Below are 20580 nucleotides of genomic sequence, written 5' to 3' on the forward strand. Positions count from 1 at the left end.
CCTGCAACCCTGGCAGACCAACATGACAGGTCTGGTGAACGTTTCATGCCGGAACAGGAATGAGCGATTTTAAAAATTATACCAATCGTATTTTCTAACTCCCGCAATGAGCATGGAGATTTGAGCCTTAAGACAAGGCGGCGTGAGGAGTCATAGCCTTAGCTATGGCGACGATCGCCAACGCAGGATTAAGGCTCAAATCTTCAGCGCAATAGGGAGTTAGAAAGTTCGATTGGTATTACTTCCTCGCCTGCCAGCAATCTCTTTTCAAGGTGATAAAAATACTCAGCTCTGAGGTAGAAGAATGACAACTGCTCGCCCCGATGCATTGAGCCTTGCAGCGGCCATTGCAATCAGTTCTTCGATCATTGCTACACAGGCACTGGCCGATCGCAGGCTACAGACAAAATCTGTCGATTTTCCGGACAATGGACATGTGAAGTTTATCCAGAGCGAGGTTATGGTTCGGCCAACTTTAGGTGATGACCAGCAGCCAATACCCAAATCCTTTACAACCACTTACCCCGATCAGGATCAGGCCAGGGCTGGCTACGACGTTCCTTCCAGGGGCTTCACAGACGTTCTTTCCGGCATCGAAGGCAGCGTTTCCAGTGTTGATCAATTTGAAACAGACGAGAATAGCGTTGCTCAGAAATACACCAAAGTTCTGAAGGTCGCTAATGAGGAAGTCTTCAGGTTCACTCATTGCCTTGAAAGCAACCTACTGCTCATTGAAGTCAGAATCGGGATGATCGATCCTGACTCAGTTGCAACTGTTCGTGCTCAATCAGGTAACGACCTGCATTTAGAACCTTTGACAAAAATCGCCCGTCCCGAACACCTGGCCGGAGTGCTGAAAGGCGCCAATGAAAGAGCGGGAAACCTTGGCGCAAGTAATGACTTCGTTCATCTTGCCAGTATTGAAGTCGAACAAGTGAAAGTGGACGGGCGCACCTTTATGCGTCTTGTCGCTGCAGGCGACCAATCTCCTGAACTGCAGCACCTGGGTCAATCGCTCTTTGTCAATGATGAGGCGCTTTTCGCAGCAGCCACCACTGCCTATACCCAGGTTCATGTTCTGGGGGAAGAATTACAGTATGAAGCTCTGAATGAACTATTGTCATACCATAAACCTGTCGGCTATGTTGTCCACGTCGAGGATGACACAAAGGCTTATCCTGTGCCTGCTGATTATCCAAAGCTGGAAGTGGAACAGGCTTCGGAGGAGATCATTATTTTCCGTGGTCAGAAACAGAATCCGACCGATATCGCTTTTGTCGAAAGCCACTATGAATTATGGGATGTATATAGTGTTCAAGAACTCACTGCAGAAGTTAAAAAAGCCAGAATCAAAAACTACCAGTACGTGATCAGAAGCAGGCAGATGGCGCTGCTGGAAGAGCTTGCTGCCGGGTTGGCCACACAGCAAGATGCCGGACTTGACCTGGATAAACTGTCGAAGCTTACCTATTACGAATCTCTTCAGCAGGCATTAACCAGTGCTACTCCAGATGAAACCGATGAATTTGAATTCGCAACAGGGCACATCAGGGAGGCTTCATCAGTCATCACGCCCACCTGGGTGCAGTTTCAACTCATAAAAAACTTCAGCTTCAAACCCGTCCTTAAAAATCTTCTGACTCACCATAATTTTATTCAGAATATTCAGAGCCTGATGCCCTATGTCACCGAAATGATAAACGCGGTTGCGCTTGGCAAAGGCACAAAATTTTCCCAAAAAGTTGTGGGCGACATTGCCACACAGATGCTTGAGACGGTAAGAACGCTGGAAAAGCTGCGGGCAAAAGAGGCCGAACTGACCGCAGAACAAGTCACTGATTCTTCAGCAGATGTCACAAAAGCTCGCCACGCTCATATAGCTGCAGCACTGGGTGTTGATGACTGGGATGATACCTGGTCATCAGAAGAACAAGCCAGACTCCTCAGCAAGAAAATTGATGAAATAAACCAGTCGGTGGCGGCAACATTTATCGACACAGAATTGACTCCGGAGCAAGCTGCAAAAAAAACACTGGCAGCGATTGAAGGCCAGCTCGGCATTGTTTCAGACAATGAAGACGATCTGGGTGGTCGCACTGATCTCATTCTGAAGCATCTGCAACAACATCCAGACCAGACTGGTGAGTTATTCGGGGATAAACTGACGATAATCGAAGGTCAGCTCGGTCTGGCTCCAACTAAGAAAGATGACCCGGCGGCCCGTCAAAAGATCATTCGAATGCACCTTCTGCTAAGACTGGCCAAGGTGGGTCAACAGCCACATTTTCAGCGTCAATATCAACAAAAACTGGAAGCAAAGAAAAGTCAGCTACAGAAACTTCAGCACCTGGTCAATCTACTTCCAACGATTGACAAAAACCTTCGTGATGCCGCAGCAAAAGCAAGAGTAGATATCAACACTCAACTGGCAGCAGAGCTCGGTACTGATCACTGGGACGATACCCGGCCACTGGAGGAACAAGAAAGAATCATCAGGGAGAAAATTCTTGAAATCAAAACATCTCCTGACGAAAGAAATGCCGCAACAGGACAGCCATGGGAAGAAGCTGTAAAAGCAAGACTGGCGCCCATTAAAAGCAGGTTAGACATTACTTTGAACAATGAAGATGATCTGGATACCTACTATCAGTCCATTCAACAACAGCTGCAACAAAAGGAAAAACTGAACAATGTGGCCATTCAGAAATCACTGACTGACTTGGAAAGTAAGCTCGGTCTGGCCTCAGACAACGAAAAGGACCCCGAAGTCCGTCGCCAGATCATTAAGCAACAGCTCGGGCAACAGCAAGCATTGGTCGCTCAACACCTTCGTCAGCAGCAGGGCACCAGAACAGATGCTGAAATCAAAGCCCGTTATAGAACTATTGCCGCACATTTAAACATTCAGGATTTTGACAGCGATACAAATGTTGACGCTCAACAGGAACAACTGCTTAAAAAACTTACGACAATGAAAGCCCGGGATGAACGTCAGCGTCAACAAATTAAGACAATGTATGCTCAATATGAGCTCCTGCTTCAGAAAGTTCCGTCAACGAGTGAGCAACCAGACCCAGAGGATGTTTACAATCGGGCCAAAAAAGGTGTTCTGGCAGCGATGCCCGGTGTTGAGCTGAGTGATGACATCACACCAGAAGGTCTCAAAGCCCTGGAATTGGCAGTACATTCCAGGCTGCTCAGGCTTGCTGACCTGGAAGAAGAAATAGGTCAGCCCCCGGGCCACCCCGGAGTCAAGCCTGAAGTACTTGCTAAACTGGCTGCCCTGGAAAAAGCCCTGAAGATGGATGACCTCAATGGCGAGGACGATGTGTATAAACGTCGTAACGCCATTCCTATGGAAATGGAGTTATACATGGCAAAATTCAGGCAGAAGGCAGAGAAAGAGGCTCTGGCAATACTGGAAAAAGTAGAAGAAATATTCAAAATCGATGTCAACAAAGATGATCACACAGCAGCAAGGCTTGAGAGGATTTTTACAAAACTGGACACAGGTGATTTCTCAGAATCCATGGTGGATGAGATAGAAGATACCCTCTGGCAAGAAGACATCCCACCTGTGAGGGAAAAATGGGAAAGAAAACTCGAGAAACTTAAAGGGCGTCTTTCCTTTTATATCGAAATCCCGGATCTGGATGAACGCACCATAAGAGAAGAGATAAAAATGCTTGAAGCCATAGAGGAAGAGCTGAACATTGACACAAGTGAAAATCCTGCTGCCAGAAGAAGAGACATGGATTTTATTGCTGAACTGGCTTCGGATCTAAAAGTGGAATTTGAAGAAGGAGCCAGCCTGAATGACCAGAAGGATGCCCTGAGAGGCAAAATTCTGGCATTAAAGGAAGAACTAAACAACCTCTTCGACAATGAGGATCTCACAAGAGAGACACACAATGAAATTGCTCGTCTTCTGTGCATCGAGGACTATAAAGATGATGCCTCTGAGGATGAACAGGCTTGCCTCATTGAAGACAGACTTCGGGAGCTGGATGAAGAAATTTGCATGATGAGTTGGCCTAGTATTTATGATCGTACAGAAGCCATTGAAAATGAGCTTGACAGGCAAATAGCTCGCCTGGGACCTAAACCAAGATACGTTCTTGATCGTGAGCTTGCAGTAGCCAGACAAGCAGTACAAGACGCTGAAAGTGAGCAGGAAGCTGCTCGTCAAAAACTGGATGCTATTCGTAGCACAAATTGGGTATTCGCCCAGAGCCATACTGACCTCCAAACTGTTCCGGATGAAGGCGACACATCCCTCAATCAGGCAATGAAGGATATTCAGACTGAGTTGGGACTGGCTACAGATAATGAGCAAACCTTCAAAGAGCGAGTAGACGACATCAAATACTTCCTGAGTGGATGCAGTGCAGAAAAACGCGATGAAGTCATTGAGAAAACCACAAAAGCCATGAACCTGCGAATAAAAGGTGAGCTCGGTTTACCGGAAGAAGCTGATTACTTTAGTGCCAATACAGCCTCTGAAAAAACCTGTGGTCGTGATGAAACCCATGCAGTTGAGGGTGAACTGCCTTTGACCAGGAAAAACTACAATCGGGTCACAAAATTCCTCCATGAACACGACAGGAAAAGGGCAGAATTGGCCCATGCACTGCTTGAAGAGACTGTTGCACAGGAGAATCTGGATCGAAAAAAAAAGCTGTTTAGCAATCCTGAAAACACCGCTAAGCAGGCTAAAACCGTCCATAAGAACGAAATAGCTATGCTGGATTCAGTTCTGGATCAGAAAAGTGAAGATGTATCCGTTGCGAAAAAGGCTCTGGCGAATCAGGAAGCACTTCTTGGCGCTGCTGAAAAAGCCGTGGGTCTTACACCAGATCCTGCTGACACCAATGAACAACGGATTAATGCCCTGAGAAACAAACAGATACAACTGGGTGGACATGATGGCACCGGCGGAAAAATCGAGCAACTGACCAAGGAACAGGTTCGTCTGGAAAGGGAGATTAAAAACAGACAAGCAGACCTTGAGAGAATGAAGGAAACCCTGAAGGCTGCACAGGAAGCTGTCGAAAATGACGCTAGCCCCTTCCAGTTCTCACCGGGACAGGTCAATGTTCTGGCCGCTATAAACAGCTTCACGCAGCAGCAGTCTCTCCGGCAACAAGCGCTGGATGCTGCAATCGGCCTGACAGAATCAGCAGTAAACAGCGGTAAGCTGATACCAGACCTTGCAACTTTCGATTTTGACGATGAATTTGCACCGATGCGCATGCAGGCATTGGTCGGAGACGATCTGACGTTTAACCAGGCCAGCCGGATTGTGGAAGTCTTCAAAAACCTGAAGGCGAGCATACCGCCCTCCCCTGTCGAGCCTCTGGAAGGTCAGCCCCGGAATCTCATTGAACAAGTCCAGACTCTGGCAGCCAGGGCCAGGAATGAGATGAAAACCGGGGCTCAACAATACGACGACGAAATACGCAGCATGGGCAAAAGAGCCATTCACTTTGTCGGGCATGAACCAGGAGATTTGAAAAGCTTCTCGGAATACTTCGCCGCCCGTTCTGCCAGTGGCAACAAGATCATAGCTCTGCTGCGTGAAGGACTGATCAGCAAGATTGAACTTGGAAACTACATAAAGGCCGTCAGAGGAATTGATGGTTATCAGACAGTGGACGAATTTGAACATTTCCTTGGCTACAAACAGGGCGTCAATGTCCCTCACTTCAAGGCCGTTGTCCGGATGCTGTCCGATAAAGGTGCTGAGGAATTCATGCACAGTGTCTTTACCGCTGTGACCGTGACTGCAACTGGCCCGGCAGCAATGAAAGAGTCGGTTGCCGGTATGAAAGAGTACGCAGTTGCGGTCATCGCCAACTATGTTCTTGACGATATTGCCTTTGATAATGGCCGCAGGACGGCAGCGTTTCTGGCCAATGTTCAGGATACCCTGACACCTTATGCCAACGCGGCCGGACTTTCTGAATCAGAACTGATCAAGGCTATCCATGGCACATTGATACAGGCTCACGCCGCAGCGGTTGAGCACCAGCTCCATGATGACTGGGTCAAACCTTCAGCTTTTCTGGTACAGGCTGTCACCTGGTACTTCTCCAGCTACAAACCGCTACTGGTAACCCATACTGCCTGGCAGGCCAGCGCGCTCTCCCTCTCAAACATGTCGTTCCTGTATCTTCTGGATCTGACCAACAGGGGGGATTACCTGCACCGGATGCTGACACCTTTTCAGCACTGGTTGGAACGCTATGGTCTTGATCTTGACCGAACCAGCCAATATGCCTATCACAGTGGCATTGAACAAATCTCTGAAGTGGGCGGACTGGCCATGCCATTGGGTAAAACCGCGTCCTCAGTCATTCTGTTGAAAACCGGCTCTGCGCTGTTTGCCAGACAGCACAACGCCAACCCGCAGATGTATCGCAGCATTTCCCGGCTGGGGCCCGAAATAGTGAAATCCATGGGTTCCGGACAAGGGATTCAGGTACCCCTGCTGCACAGGGTGACACCACAAAAAGTGAAAACTCTGGCCTCTGCCACAGCCAGTCTGGTGCTGGGTCCGGTAGCTACTGTTGGAGCATACGCTCATAGTCTTATATCCGGATTCACCTATGCACAAACATTCGGGTTCGCTCTGGCATCGAGTCTCACTTTCGACTTTTTTATGAACGACAACAAGCTGCTCACTCAATGGCTGGGCGGACCTCTTGGACGTAGTCTTGACAAAATTAATCGCTGGCGGGGCGTGGGTGAAACGGACGCTGAGTATTTGAAACGTACGGCTATTGCCTCGCCTCAGGGTTTTAGTGAGACCGATGAAGCCTATGCAAATCAGATCAAAGCAAATAGCACGATGTATGGCTGGACTCGACAGGAAAATTATCTGCAGTTCCGTGAGCGCCGTGATCGCACCATGAAACTGTTTGAGAATGGCTGGGAAAAATACTTCAGGGAAAATGTACCTAAATGGTCGTTTTCCCATGCAGAAAGTATTCCTTACTTCTATACCCTCGGAACTTTCTACGAATGGCGACGAGGCGATGATAAAAAAGTCCACGGTCATACAACTCGTTCCCTCGCTCTGCGTGGGAATGCATACCCCCACGTAAAAAACTGATTTTACACGCGAGATAAGGTATGGGTTGCCAGCCATGGTCTATTCTAAGTTGCTTCTTTGCCTGCTGTGGAAATCACTTTTCACGGTAATCAATCTACTCAGCCCTGAGGTAGTCGAATGACAAATGCTTGCCCCAATGCATTAAGCCTTGCTGTGATCGCTGTAATCAGCTCTTGCATCATTGGCACACAGGCAATGGCCGATCGGAAGCTGCAGACCAGATCTGTCAATATTCTGGTCAATGGACATAAGAAGTTTACCAATAGTGAAGTCATGGTTCGGCCGACTTTAGGCTTTGACGGGCAGCCAATACCCAAGTCCTATACAACCACATACCCTGTTAAAGCTGATGAAGAGAGAAAATATGCCAATGACATTCCTACATTAAGCTTTACACCATTTCTTGCTGAAATTAGTGTCGCCGTTTCCAGTGTTGATGTGTTTGAAACAGGCGAGAATGACGTTGCTCAGAAATACACCAAAGTCCTGAAGGTAGGAGATGAGGGAGCCTTCCGTTTCACCCATAACCTTGAAGAAACAGAACTGGTCATTGAAGTCAGAGCCGGAATGACTGTTCAGGATTCAGTTGATGCTGTTCGTGCATTTTATGCGCTATTTGATAATAGTGAAGAACCGTTAACGAAAATCGCCAGCCCCTTACAGATGGCTCAATTACTGGAAGCTGTCTACGACAGAACAGGAAACCTGGGCGCAAGCGATCACTATGTTGCCCTTGCCACCATTGAAGTAGAAAAAGTTGAAGTGAATGGACGTACCTTCATGCGTCTTATCGCTTCCGGCGATCAGCCCCCGGAACTGCAGCGTCTGGGTCAATCAATCTTTATCAATGACGATGTCCTCCTGGCAGCCGCCGTCTCCGCCTACACCCAGGTTTATATCCTGGAGGGGGATTTACGACAGCAGGTTCTTAATGAACTGTTGGCACGCAGCAAACCCGTCGGCTATGTTGTTCACGTCGAAGATGACACAAAGGTATACCCTGTGCCTTCAGGTTATCCAAAGCTGGAAGTAGCAGAAGCTCCGGGGGAGGTGATTGTTTTCCATGGTCAGATGCCGAAACCGGATGATATCGCTTTTGTAGAAAGCCTCTATAACCTCTGGAAAGAAGCTGAGGCTAATGACCTCGCCCCTGCATTGGCAGCAGTAGTAAAACATCAGGTCACAAACTACCGGTACGCCATTCGAAGCAGGCAAATGACAATATTGGAGGAGTTTGTTGCGCGGCACGATGCTCAAGTTCACGAAGATCAACCGATGACGCTCACAAACGAAGATAAACTGGCAATGCGTGCGCTTGTTGACTACGAATATCTCCAGCAGGCATTAGCGAGTGCTGGTGCAGCTCGCTCGACGGATCTCAGTAAATTTGAATTCACAATGGAACACATCAGAGTTGCTTCGGCGGTTATCACGCCGCCCTGGATGCATACTCAACTCCTGGAACACTTCGGCTTCAGACCCGCATTTAGAAATCTTCTGATTAACCCGCATTTTGTTCAGAATCTTGAGAATTTTATACCCGTTTTCAACGATATAAACCAAGCGCAGACCGATCCTCTTGAGAAGGACAAAAAGTTTGCTGCCCAAGTCATAGGAGACATGACCAAGCAGCTACTAAAGAAACTGGACAAGCTGCAGGAAGCAGAAGATAAACTCCTCAGAAGTCGAGACAACTTAAAGCACACTTTGGAGCAAGCCCATGTCAGTCGTAAGGAAAAACTGAAAGCACAATACCGGTATCGGAAAGTTGAGGACAAGCTTGCAAAGCTTCATGTCGAACTGGAAGATCTGGAAAATCTGAGGCTGAAACGTCTGCTGGAAGTTCGACAAGTCCCGAAACCGGAAACACAATTTCATATTATCAAAACGGAGGCCATAAAAGCGATTAACGCTCAAATGGCTGCAGAGTTTGGTATTGATAACTGGGATGATACCCTGCCACTAGACGTACAATTCACACTCATAGAAAAGATAATTAATGAAATTTACAGATCGATGGCCGCAACAGGGCAACCTGATGAAGAAACTCTAACCGCAGAACCAACGGCCATTGGTGGCTGGCGAGGCATTGCTCCGGTCAATAAAATCAATCCGCGCACCCTTCTGTTCATTCATCAACGGCTGCGACAAAACATTATACGACCCGAGCAGGAAATATTGGAAAGGCTGACTATCTTTGAGAATTATCTCGGTCTGGTTCCGGAAAACAAAGATGACCTTAATGCCCGTCACCAGGCCATTCATCAGCACCTGCAGCAGCAGATAACCGAGATCGTTCTACAACCCTTCCAGGATCAACAACAGGAAGCCAGACAAACTCCAGAGCTGGGACAACTCGTTCGGGATACCAGAGCAGATGCCATAAAAGCCCGCAACGCGCAACTGGCAGCAGAGTTTGGTATTGATGACTGGGATGATACCCTGCCACTCGAAGAACAGGCCAGACTCATCAGAAATAAAATCCAGGAAATAAAACCATCGGTTACCGAACAGTCTGAAGAAGAAACTGTAAAGGCAAAAACGGCGGGCATTGGAAACAAGGATTGCTTTATTTTGGTCAATGAAGATGAGCTGGCGACCCTGGAAGCTCAGCTGGGCATTGTCCCGGATAAAGAAGATGACCTGAAAGCTCGTCACGAGAGGCTTCTGGAAAACCTTGAGCAGCACGCAGAACTGAAAAACCGGTTACAGAAACTTCAGCAGCAAGCCGATCAGGTTCCCGACCTGGAAAGGATACTTCTTACCGTCAGGAGAATTGCCAGAAAAACTCACTACGCTTATACAGCAGCCAAGCTGGGTATTGATGACTGGGATGATACCCTGCCACTGGACGAACAATTCACACTCATAGAAAAGATAATTAATGAAATTTACAGATCGATGGCCGCAACAGGGCAGCCTGATGAAGAAACTCTAGCCGCAGAACCAACGGCCATTGGTGGCTGGCGAGGCATTGCTCCGGTCAATAAAATCAATCCGCGCACCCTTCTGTTCATTCAAAAACGGCTGCAACAAAACATTATACGACCCGAGCAGGAAGTATCGGAAAGGCTGACTATCTTTGAGAATTATCTCGGTCTGGTTCCGGAAAATAAAGATGACCTTAATGCCCGACACCAAGCCATTCATCAGCACCTGAGGCAGCAGGCGACCGAAATCGTTCAACAACCCTTCCCGGATCAACAACAGGAAGCCAGACAAACTCCAGAGCTGGAACAACTCGTTCGGGATACCAGAGCAGATGCCATAAAAGCCCGCAACGCTCAACTGGCAGCAGAGCTTGGTATTGATGACTGGGATGATGCCCAGCCACCCGAAGAACAAGCCAGGCTGATCAGAGAAAGAATTGCTGAAGTCAACCCATTCTTAGCCGCAACACCCGACGAAGACGCCGTAAAAGCAAAACGGGTAGCCATTGAAAGCGATCACGGTATTACCCCAAACAATGAAAACAATCCGGATGCCCGCTATCGGTTCCTTCAACAGCACCTGCAGCCAGGGAGCACCAGCAAAGAGACTGGAAAAGACGCTGAAATAAAAGCCCGCTATGCAATCATTGCCGCACATTTAAACATTGAGAATTTTGATAGCAATACAGATAAAGACGCTCAACACGAACGCCTGATTCAACGGCTTGATACAATGGAGGCTCAACTGCAACGGCAGCGTCAACAACTTTATATAATGGCCTTGGAACAGGATTCAGAGAACTCCTATACCATAGCCAGAAAAAATGCTCTGGCAGCGGTTCCTGGTGTTGATCTGACTGAAGACAAGACACTGAAAGATCGCGCCGGCCTGGAGTTAACAATACGCTCCAAACTCTTCAGGCTTAGAGATCTGGAAAAAGAACTGGATGACATCAGAACACCAGGCCACCCCAAAGCCACGCCTGTGGTGCTTGGGAAGCTGCTTGCCGTGGAAAAAGCCCTGGAGATGAATCCCCCCAGTGAAGAGCAGGATCAGTATCAACGCCGCCAGGCCATTTCTGACGACATCAAGTCACAGATCGCAGACGCCAGACAGCGGGCAGAGGAAGAGGCTCTGAGTCTACTGGCAGCCGTAGAACAAGTTTTCGACATCAATGTCAATGAAGATGATGACAGAGTAGCAAGACTTGTCAGGGTTCGTGCAAGACTTGGTGGCGATGACGTCTCAAAACAGATGCTGGATGAGATCGTTAACATTCTCTGTCAAGACGACACATTGGTGATGATGAAGAACTTCAAACCCGTGGTCGAGAGCCCTCACCAAAGTATTACCCCTGCTGATGAGAAAGAAGGAAGGCAAGAATGGCTTGATCTACTTGACAGGCGTCTGACCTATAAAGTCGAAGAAGTGGATCAGCGTGCCAGGGAACAACAAAATCGTTTGCTTGCGGCCCTGGAGGACAATCTGCAGATATACCCTTCTGTATACATTGCTGCCAGAGAAAGGAGCAAGGTTTTCACTACTGAACTGGCCAGTGATCTGCAGGTAAAGTTTGAACACGATGTCAGCCTGTCTGACCTGAAGGATGCTCTAACAGCCAGAATTCAGGCAATTCGGGATGAAGTCAACGAAGTCTATGACGATGAAGCTGTGAAAAGAATCCGGAACAATCAAATAGCTCATCAACTCAACGTCTGCGGCTATAAAGAGCATGAAAGTATCGACGACCAGAACGGCCTGATTAATGCAAAACTTCAATGGCTGGATGAAGAAGTTTTCAAAGCGGGTCAACCTGATGTTAATGAGCGTATCTCCGCCATTGAGGATGAGCTTGACAGGCAAATGGCCCGCCTGGGGCCCAAGCCCCGATACGTCCTTGATCGTGAAGTAGCCGGAGCCAGGCGAGCACTGAAAGCAGCTGAAAGTGAGCTGGAGACAGCTAATCGCAAACTGGATGCTATGGGTCGCAAACAATGGCTATCTGCACAGAACCCTACTGACCTACAACATCCCTCGGATGAAGATGACCCGGCTGACAATCAGCCGGTAAAAAGGATTCAGATTGAGCTGGGTCTGCCTGCAGGTGACGAGCAAACCGATGCAGATCGATTACTCATGATCGAGAATTTCCTGCTGGAACAGAGTGCAGAATTACGAGATGAAGTCCTGAAGGAACTGAGAGTCAGAACCCATCTGAACATCCAGATGCATCCCAACCCCGAATCAGTGGGAGAAGGTGAATGCATTATGTCTATTGAATACAATTCAGATAGTCATGGCCGGGACACAACCGATGAAATCGATGAAGCGCGGGATGGATTGCCTTTGACCGGGAAAAAGTTCGCCCAGGTCACAGAATTCCTGCGTGAGCACGACAGGAAAAGTAAGGATTTAGCCGAGGCAATCACTGAAGAAGCTGTTGCGCGAAAGAATCTGGTTCGTAAAGAGCAGGAGATTTTTGCGCGAGCGAATACCGTTCCTAAAGAACCGGAGATGTTCGAATCTGAAAACATTAATGAGCAATCGACAAGCTCAAATAAGCTCGAGTGGGATCTGCTGAGTTCAGCCCTGAATCAGAAAAGAGAAGCTGTATCAGAAGCAGAAAAAGCTCTGGCAGATCATCATGAAGCGACTCTTGACGCCACTGAAGAAGCCCTGGGTCTAAAACCAGACGCCTCTGGCACCCATGAACAACGGATTAATGCCCTCAGAAACACACAGAGACAACTGGGCGTTAACGACCGCAGGATCCGACAACCGATTCAGGAACTGGTCCGTCATGGTCGTCTGAAAGCTGAGATTAAAGTTAGGAAAGCAGACATAGAGAGACTGAAAAAAGTCCTGGAGGCTGCCGAAGAAGCCGTCAACAATGATGACGGGCCCTTTCAATACACGCCGGAACAGGTAAAAGTTCTGGACGCTATCCAAAGATTCACGCAAAACCCTCTCAAAAAACAAGCCCTGGAAGCTGCAATGGTTCTGGCAGAGGCAACAACCCTGAGCGGTAAACCAATGCCACTCCTTACGGCTTTCGATTTTGACGATGAATTTGCACCCATTCGTTTGCAGGCAATGGCCGGAGACGCTCTGACCTTTGATGAGACCCGCCAGATTGTGGAGGTCTTCAGGAATCTGAAAACCAGCTTCCCGCAAAGCCCTGACCAGCCTGCAGGATATCGGACCCTGAATGTCCTGGAAGAAGTCCACAGGCTTGTGCAATTGTCCAGGCAAGAGATAGAAACAGGAGCACAGGAATACGACGAAGAAATTCGTGACATGGGCTCAGCAGATAGTCACTACGTCCAACATGAATCAGGAGACCTGAAAGGCTTCTCGGAATACCTCACTAGCCGTTCTGCCAGCGGTAACAAGATCATAGCCCTGCTGCAGGAAGGTCTGATCAGTAAAGTTGAACTTGAGAACTATATAAAAGCCGTCAGATTTGTCGAAGGTTACCCGACAGTAGCTGAATTTGAACACTTCCTCGGCTATAAACACGGCGTCAATGTGCCCCACTTCAAAGCCGTTGTCCAAATGCTGTCTGACAAGGGGGTTGAGAAATTCATGCAGAGTGCCATTACTCCTGTGAGCATAAAAGCAACTGGTCCGGCGGGTATGAAAGAATCTGTTGCCGGCATGAAAGAATACGCCGCTGCTGTCATCGCCAATTACGTGCTTGATGATATTGCCTTTGACAACGGCCGCAGGACGGCAGCATTCCTGACCAATGTTCAGGACACCCTGACACCTTATGCCAATGCTGCTGGCCTGTCTGAATCAGACCTGATCAAAGTGGTCCATGGTACGTTGGAGCAGGCTCATGCCGCCGCAGTTGAACGGCAACTGTCGGATTTCTGGGTCAAACCTTCTGCCTCCCTGGTACAGGCTGTCACCTGGTACTACTCCAGCTTCAAACCACTACTGGCGACCACTGACAGCCGGAATGCGGCCAAACTGTCTCTCTCAAGTATGTCGTACCTCTATCTTCTGGATCTGACCAACCGGGGTGATTACCTGCACAGAATGCTCATACCTTTCCAGCACTGGTTGGAACATTACGGCATTGATCCTGACCGAACCGGCCAGTATGCCTATCACAGTGGCATTGAACAAATCTCTGAAGTGGGCGGGCTGGCCATGCCATTGGGCAAGGCGGCTTCCTCAGTCATTTTGCTGAGAACCGGCTCTATGTTATTTGCCCGGCAGCACAACGCTAATCCTCAAATGTATCGCAGCATTTCCCGTTTGGTGCCGGAAATAGTGAAATCCATGGGTTCAGGAGAGGGTGTTCAGATCCCCTTGCTGCACAGGGTGACACCACAAAAAGTGAAAACGCTGGCCTCCGCCACTGTCGGCCTGGTGCTGGGCCCGGTAGCCACTGTCGGAGCATACGCCCACGGCCTTATATCCGGGTTCACCTACGCCCAAAACTTCGGGTTCGCTCTGGCATCGGGCCTCACTTTCGACTTCTTTATGAATGACAACAAGATGCTCACTCAATGGCTGGGCGGACCTCTGGGCCGCAGTCTTGACAAGATTAATCGCTGGCTGGGCGCAGGGGAAACGACAGAGGAATATGTGCAACGTACGACTATTGCCAGGCCCCAGCACTTCGATGAAACCGATGAAGCCTATATAAACCTCGTTAAAGCAAATAACACCCTGTATGGCTGGACTCGACATGAAAATTACCTGCAGTTCCGTGAACGCCGTGATCGCACCATGAAACTGTTTGAGAATGGCTGGGAGAAATACTTCAGGGAAAATTTGCCCAAATGGTCATTCTCCCATGCAGAAAGTATTCCTTACATTTACACTCTCGGAACCTTCTACGACTGGCAACAGGGCAATAATAAGAAAGCGCCTGCTGGTGAAAAGACAAATGCCCCTCAATCAAGCTTTCTACCTGCTGCCTCCGCAGACTAACTTAATTAAAACCCGCCGGGTGTGACAATCACTCTTCACGGTAATAAAAATACTCAGCTCTATGGTTTTTAGAATGACAAATGCTCGCCCCAGTGCATTAAGCCTTGCAGTGGCCGTTGCAATCAGCTCTTCCATCATTAGTACACAGACACTGGCCGATCGCAGGCTGCAGACAAGATCTGTGGATATTTCGGGCAGTGAACATGTGGAGTTTATCCAGAGTGAGGTCCTGGTTCAGCCAACTCCAGGTGATGACCAGCAACCCATTCCCAAATCCTTTACCACCACCTACCCTGGTCAGACAGAAGTCAGAGCGGGCTACGACATACCTTCTGAAGGCTTCACAGATATTCTTTCTGGCATCGAGGGTGGCGTTACCAGCGTTGACCTGTTTACAACCGGCGAGAATGACGTTGCTCAGAAGTACACCAAAGTTCTCAAGGTCGGCGATGAGGGTGTCTTCAGGTTCACCCATAACCTTGCAGAGGATAAACTGGTCATTGAAGTCAGAAAAGGAATGACCGATCAGAATTCAATTGCGGCTGTTCGTGCTCAATCAGGTGACATTCAACCATTAGACCCCTTTACAAAAATTGCCAATCCCGAACAGCTGGCCGGAGTGCTCAAAGGTGCCAACGAAAGAGCAGGAAGTCTTGGCGAAGCTGATCACTATGTTGCCCTTGCCACCGTTGAAGTAAAAAAGGTTGCAGTCAACGGACGCACCTTCATGCGTCTTATTGCTGCAGGCGATCAGCCTCCTGAACTTAAACGCCTGGGACAATCACTCTTTGTCAATGATGAGGCGCTTTTTGCAGCAGCCACCTCTGCCTATACCCAGGTTCATGTTCTGGGAGGAGATATACAACAGCAGGTCCTGGAGGATCTGTTGTTTGATCATAAACCCGTCGGCTATGTTGTATACGTTGAGGATGACACTCAGGCATATCATGTAGCTGAACATTATCCAAAACTGGAAGTGACTGAGACTTCAGAGAAGATGATTGTTTTCCGTGGTCAGAAACAGAATCCAGCCGACATTGCTCTTGCGGAAGCTCTCTATTCCACCTGGCATCAATATGGCGGCAATTACCCCGATCCTGCAATAACAACACTAGTTAAAAAAGACAAGCTCAGAAGCTACCAGTACTCCATTCGAAGCAGGCAGATGCAAATGCTGGAGGAATTAGCTGCATATCAGGATATTAAATTTGATGCATATCAACCGGAGATGCTTGCGTACTATGAATCTCTTCTGCAGGCATTGACCACTGCTACTCCAGACAAGGCAGATGAATTTGAATTGACATTAGGACATATCAGAGTCGCTGCCTCGGTCATCACGCCAAGCTGGCTACAAATTCAACTCGCAAAACACTTCCGCTTCAAACCCAGACTCAGAAATCTTCTGAATAATCCGCACTTTGTTAAGAGAATTCAGGAGATCACAACCTTTCTCGCCGATATCAATCGAACAAGGATTCCCGAGGAATACGAAGAGTTTACTTCCGAAGTCATAAACAACAAGGACAGACAGCTGCTTGAAATTTACAACAAACTGGAGAAGCTGAGGGCAAAACAACCCGAAATACGTAAGCCAAACAAAAAATTGCTTCGCGCAATGGCAGCAGAGCCTGGTATTGATGACTGGAACGATATCCAACCCCCCGAAGAAAAAGCCAGGCTCATCAGAAAGAAAATGCGACCGGTTCCTGCAACAGGAAAGTCTCGGACAAAAGCTATAAAAGAAATACTGACGGCTCTTGAGAACACACTCGAAATCACTCCTGACAATGAAAACGATCTGGATTTACGCTATCAGGGTATCCAACAATACCTGCTTCAAAATGAAGAACTAATCCATGGGCCAGTCCAGCATAAACTGGCTATCTTTTTTGAAGGTCAGCTTGGTCTGGTCCCCGATAACAAAATGGACACGCAAGTGAGCAGCATTACAGAGTCTGAAAAAGACGCTGACATCAAAGCCCTCTGTGCAACCGTTGCCAGGTATTTAAACATTCAGGATTTCGATAGCGATGCAGATGTTGAAGTTCAACAAGAACGCCTGATTCAAAAACTTAAGACAATGAATGTTCAGGGAGAAACTCTGCGTCAGCAACTTAAGGCAATGAGTGCTCAGGAAGAAAGTCTGCGCGAACAACTTAACGCAATGAGAAACCTGCTCCATAGGGAAGCTTTTTACACCAGGGCCAGAAAAGACGCTCTGGCAGAGGTCCTTGGGATCAGTCCGGGTGAAGACCCCTTTCTGGAGGACCGTGCCAGCCTGGAATCAAAGGTAAATGACATGCTCTTCGAGCTTTCAGAGCTGGAAACAGAATTGGAAGACATCAAAACACCAGGCCATCCCAAAGTCATGCCTGAAGTATTGGGGACACTTCTTGCCACGTTAACAGGTCTGGAGGGAAAGAGTTATTTCTATTGCAGAGAAAAGGAGAATGTCTATGACCTTCGTCAGTCCCTTTCTGAAAAAATGGATCTACGCATCAGAGAAGCCAGAAAGCGGTCAGAGGAAGAGGCCCTGAACGCACTGCACTGCCTGGAAATATTATTCAACATCAAAGTCAATGTAAGTGATTACAAAGCGGCAAGACTGGAAAGGCTTCTTGCAAGACTTGATGCCCGTCATGTTTCAAATTTTGAGCTGGATGAAATGCGCAGGATACTCTGGGAAGCTGGCGGGCCAGGCTGGAGAGATCTGGAGGGGAATCCAGAAGAGATAAAAATCAAGCTCAACAGCATTCGTCATCGCCTCAGGTATATTGTTGAAGAACCGGATCAGCGGGCCAGAATACGACAGGCAGGTCATCTTATCGTTCTGGAGGACCAGTTAAATATCGCCCCTTATGAAAACTCTGCTGCCAGAGAGAGAGGCAAAAGTTTAACAGACAAACTGGCCAGTGATCTGAATATAGGATTTGAAGACAATGCACAACTGACTGACCGGCAGTATGCTCTGGGAGGCAGAATTCAGGAATTACGGGATGAACTGCACGAAGTCCATGCAAATGAAGATGCCAGGAGAGCCTGGAACAATAACATTGCACATCAACTCAAGGTTATAGATTATGAGGATGATGCCAGCATCGACGACCAGAACCGTTTAATTAGAGCAAAACTCCAACAGCTGGATGAAGAAGTTTTCAAAGCCGGTCAGCCTGACGTTAATGAGCGTCTGGCAGCCATTGATGAAGAGCTTGACAGGCAAGTGGCTCGTCTGGGACCTAAACCCCGATACATTCTTGACAGTGATGCAGCCAGAGCCAGACGAATGATAGCAAAAGCCGAAAGCGAGCTGGCAGATGTTCATTGCAGACTAAACAGGCTTAGTAATAATAAGGACGACACCGACCGTATACGAAGCATTAAAGCACTTCAGAGCGAGTTGAATCTGTCTGGTAAAGTGCAAACCCTCGCAGAGCGGGAACAGGCCCGTCTGGAGGACGAGATTGAAACCAGGAAAGCAGATATTGAGAGAATGAAAGGAGTCCTGATGGCGACAGAGAAAGCCATCGAAAGTGACGGCGGTCCCTTCCAGTTCACGCTGGAACAGGCAAAAGTTCTGAAGGACATTCACAAACTCACACAGCAGCACCCTCTCATAAAACAGGCTCTGGAAGCCGCTATTGGCCTGAGAAAAGCAGCAAAAGAAAGCGGTAAGGCAGTACCTGGCCTTGTCACTTTCGATTTTGACGATGAGTTTGCACCGATTCGCTTGCAGGCAGGGGTCGGAGACAAACTGACGTTTAAACAGGCCAGCCGGATTGTAGAAATTTTCAAGAGACTGAAGACGACAAGCTTCCCAGCCCCCACTCTCGAGCAACCCCGGAATGCCATCAAAGAAGTCAACTCTCTGGCGCACCGGGCATGGGATGAGACAGGAAATGGGGCACAAGAATACGACAACGAAATTCACGGTATAGGCTTAGCAGGTATTCACAGCGAAGATCCTGAACCGGAGGATCTGAAAAGCTTCCCGGAATACTTTGCTGGCCATTCTGCCAGTGGCAACAAGATAATCACTTTGCTACATGAAGGTCTGCTCAGCAAGGCTGAACTTGAGAACTACATAAAGGTCGTCAGAGATGTCGATGGTTATCAGACAGTGGACGAATTTGAACATTTCCTTGGCTACAGACACGACGTCAATGTGCCTCACTTCAAAGCTGTTGTCCGGATGCTGTCCGACCAGGGTGCTGAGAAATTCATGCTGAGTGCCTTTACACCAGTGTCCGTGACCACGACTGGCCCGGCAGCTATTAAAGAGTCGGTTGTCGGCATGAAAGAGTACGCCACTGCTGTCATCGCCAACTACGTGCTTGATGATATTGCCTTTGAAAACAGCCGCAGGACGGCAGCATTTCTGGCCAATGTTCAGGATACCCTGACACCTTACGCCCATGCTGCCGGAATATCTGAATCAGAACTGATCAAAGCTATTCATGGCACATCGTTACAGGCTCACGCCACAGCGGTCGAGCAGCAGCTCAATGATTACTGGGTCAAACCTTCAGCCTTTCTGGTACAGGCTGTGACCTGGTACCACTCCAGCTACAAACCACTATTGGTGACCCATGACGTATGGCAGGCTGCCGAGCTGTCCTTCTCGAACATGTTGTTACTCTATCTTCTGGATCTGACCAACAGGGGTGATTACGCCCACAGAATGCTCACACCTTTTCAGCACTGGTTGGAACTTTACGGTGTTGATCCTGATCGAACCGGGCAATATGCCTACCACAGCGGAATTGAAAAATTCTCTGAAGCGGCCGGGCGGCTGGCCATGCCATTGGGCAAGGCGGCTTCCTCAGTCATTCTGCTGAAAACCGGCTCCATGCTGTTTGCCAGACAATACAACGCCAGCCCGCACAGGTATCGCAGCATTTCCCGTCTGGTACCGGAAATAATGAAATCCATGGGTTCCGGACAAGGGGTTCAGGTACCGCTGCTGCACAGTCTGACACCACAAAAAGTGAAAACTCTGGCCTCGGCTACTGCCGGTCTGGTGCTGGGTCCGGTAGCCACTATCGGAGCATACGCTCATGGTCTTGTCTCCTGGTTCACCTATGCTCAGGCATTCGGCTTTGCTCTGGCGTCGAGTCTCACTTTTGACTTCTTCATGAACGACAACAGGATGCTTACTCAATGGCTGGGTGGACCTCTGGGCCGAGGTCTCGACAAGATTAACCGCTGGCGGGGCCTGGGTGAAACGGACGCTGAATATTTGAAACGTACGGCTATTGCCTCACCTCAACGTTTCAGTGAAAACGATGAAGAGTACGCAAACCGCGTTAAAGAAAATGACATGATGCATGGCTGGACTCGACACGAAAATTACCTGCAGTTCCGTGAGCGCCGTGATCGTACCATGAAACTATTTGAAAATGGCTGGGAGAATTACTTCAAGGAAAATGTGCCTAAATGGTCGTTTTCCCATGCAGAAAGTATTCCTTACTCCTACACTCTGGGTGCCTTCTACAATTTGCAACAGGGCGATGAACAGAAAATAAGCGATTGACATTGACAGCCATAAGGGATTAGCAGCGGCTTCCCCACCTGTTGTGCCAGTCACT

3 protein-coding genes are annotated in these 20580 nt (G+C 48.4%); all 3 read left to right on the forward strand.

Going from position 1 to position 20580, the window contains the following annotated elements:
• Positions 1-304 precede the first annotated feature (304 nt).
• The 3 genes from ACOMG9_RS17035 to ACOMG9_RS17045 all read left to right on the forward strand — a co-directional run bounded on the left by ACOMG9_RS17035 (position 305) and on the right by ACOMG9_RS17045 (position 20525).
• A complete protein-coding gene (locus ACOMG9_RS17035) occupies positions 305-7114 on the forward strand; it encodes a hypothetical protein (RefSeq protein ID WP_448217772.1) in 6810 nt (2269 codons plus the stop codon).
• A 117-nt stretch (positions 7115-7231) separates the two neighbouring features.
• Positions 7232-14992 carry a coiled-coil domain-containing protein gene (locus ACOMG9_RS17040; protein WP_448217773.1) on the forward strand — a complete coding sequence of 2587 codons (7761 nt, stop codon included), beginning with the start codon at positions 7232-7234 and terminating at the stop codon, positions 14990-14992.
• Between the two features lie 73 nt (positions 14993-15065).
• The gene (locus ACOMG9_RS17045; RefSeq protein WP_448217774.1) at positions 15066-20525 is read left to right on the forward strand and encodes a hypothetical protein; all 5460 of its coding nucleotides are present in this window, start codon (positions 15066-15068) and stop codon (positions 20523-20525) included.
• The last annotated feature ends 55 nt before the right edge of the window (positions 20526-20580 follow it).

The organism is Endozoicomonas sp. PH6C (assembly GCF_059322965.1).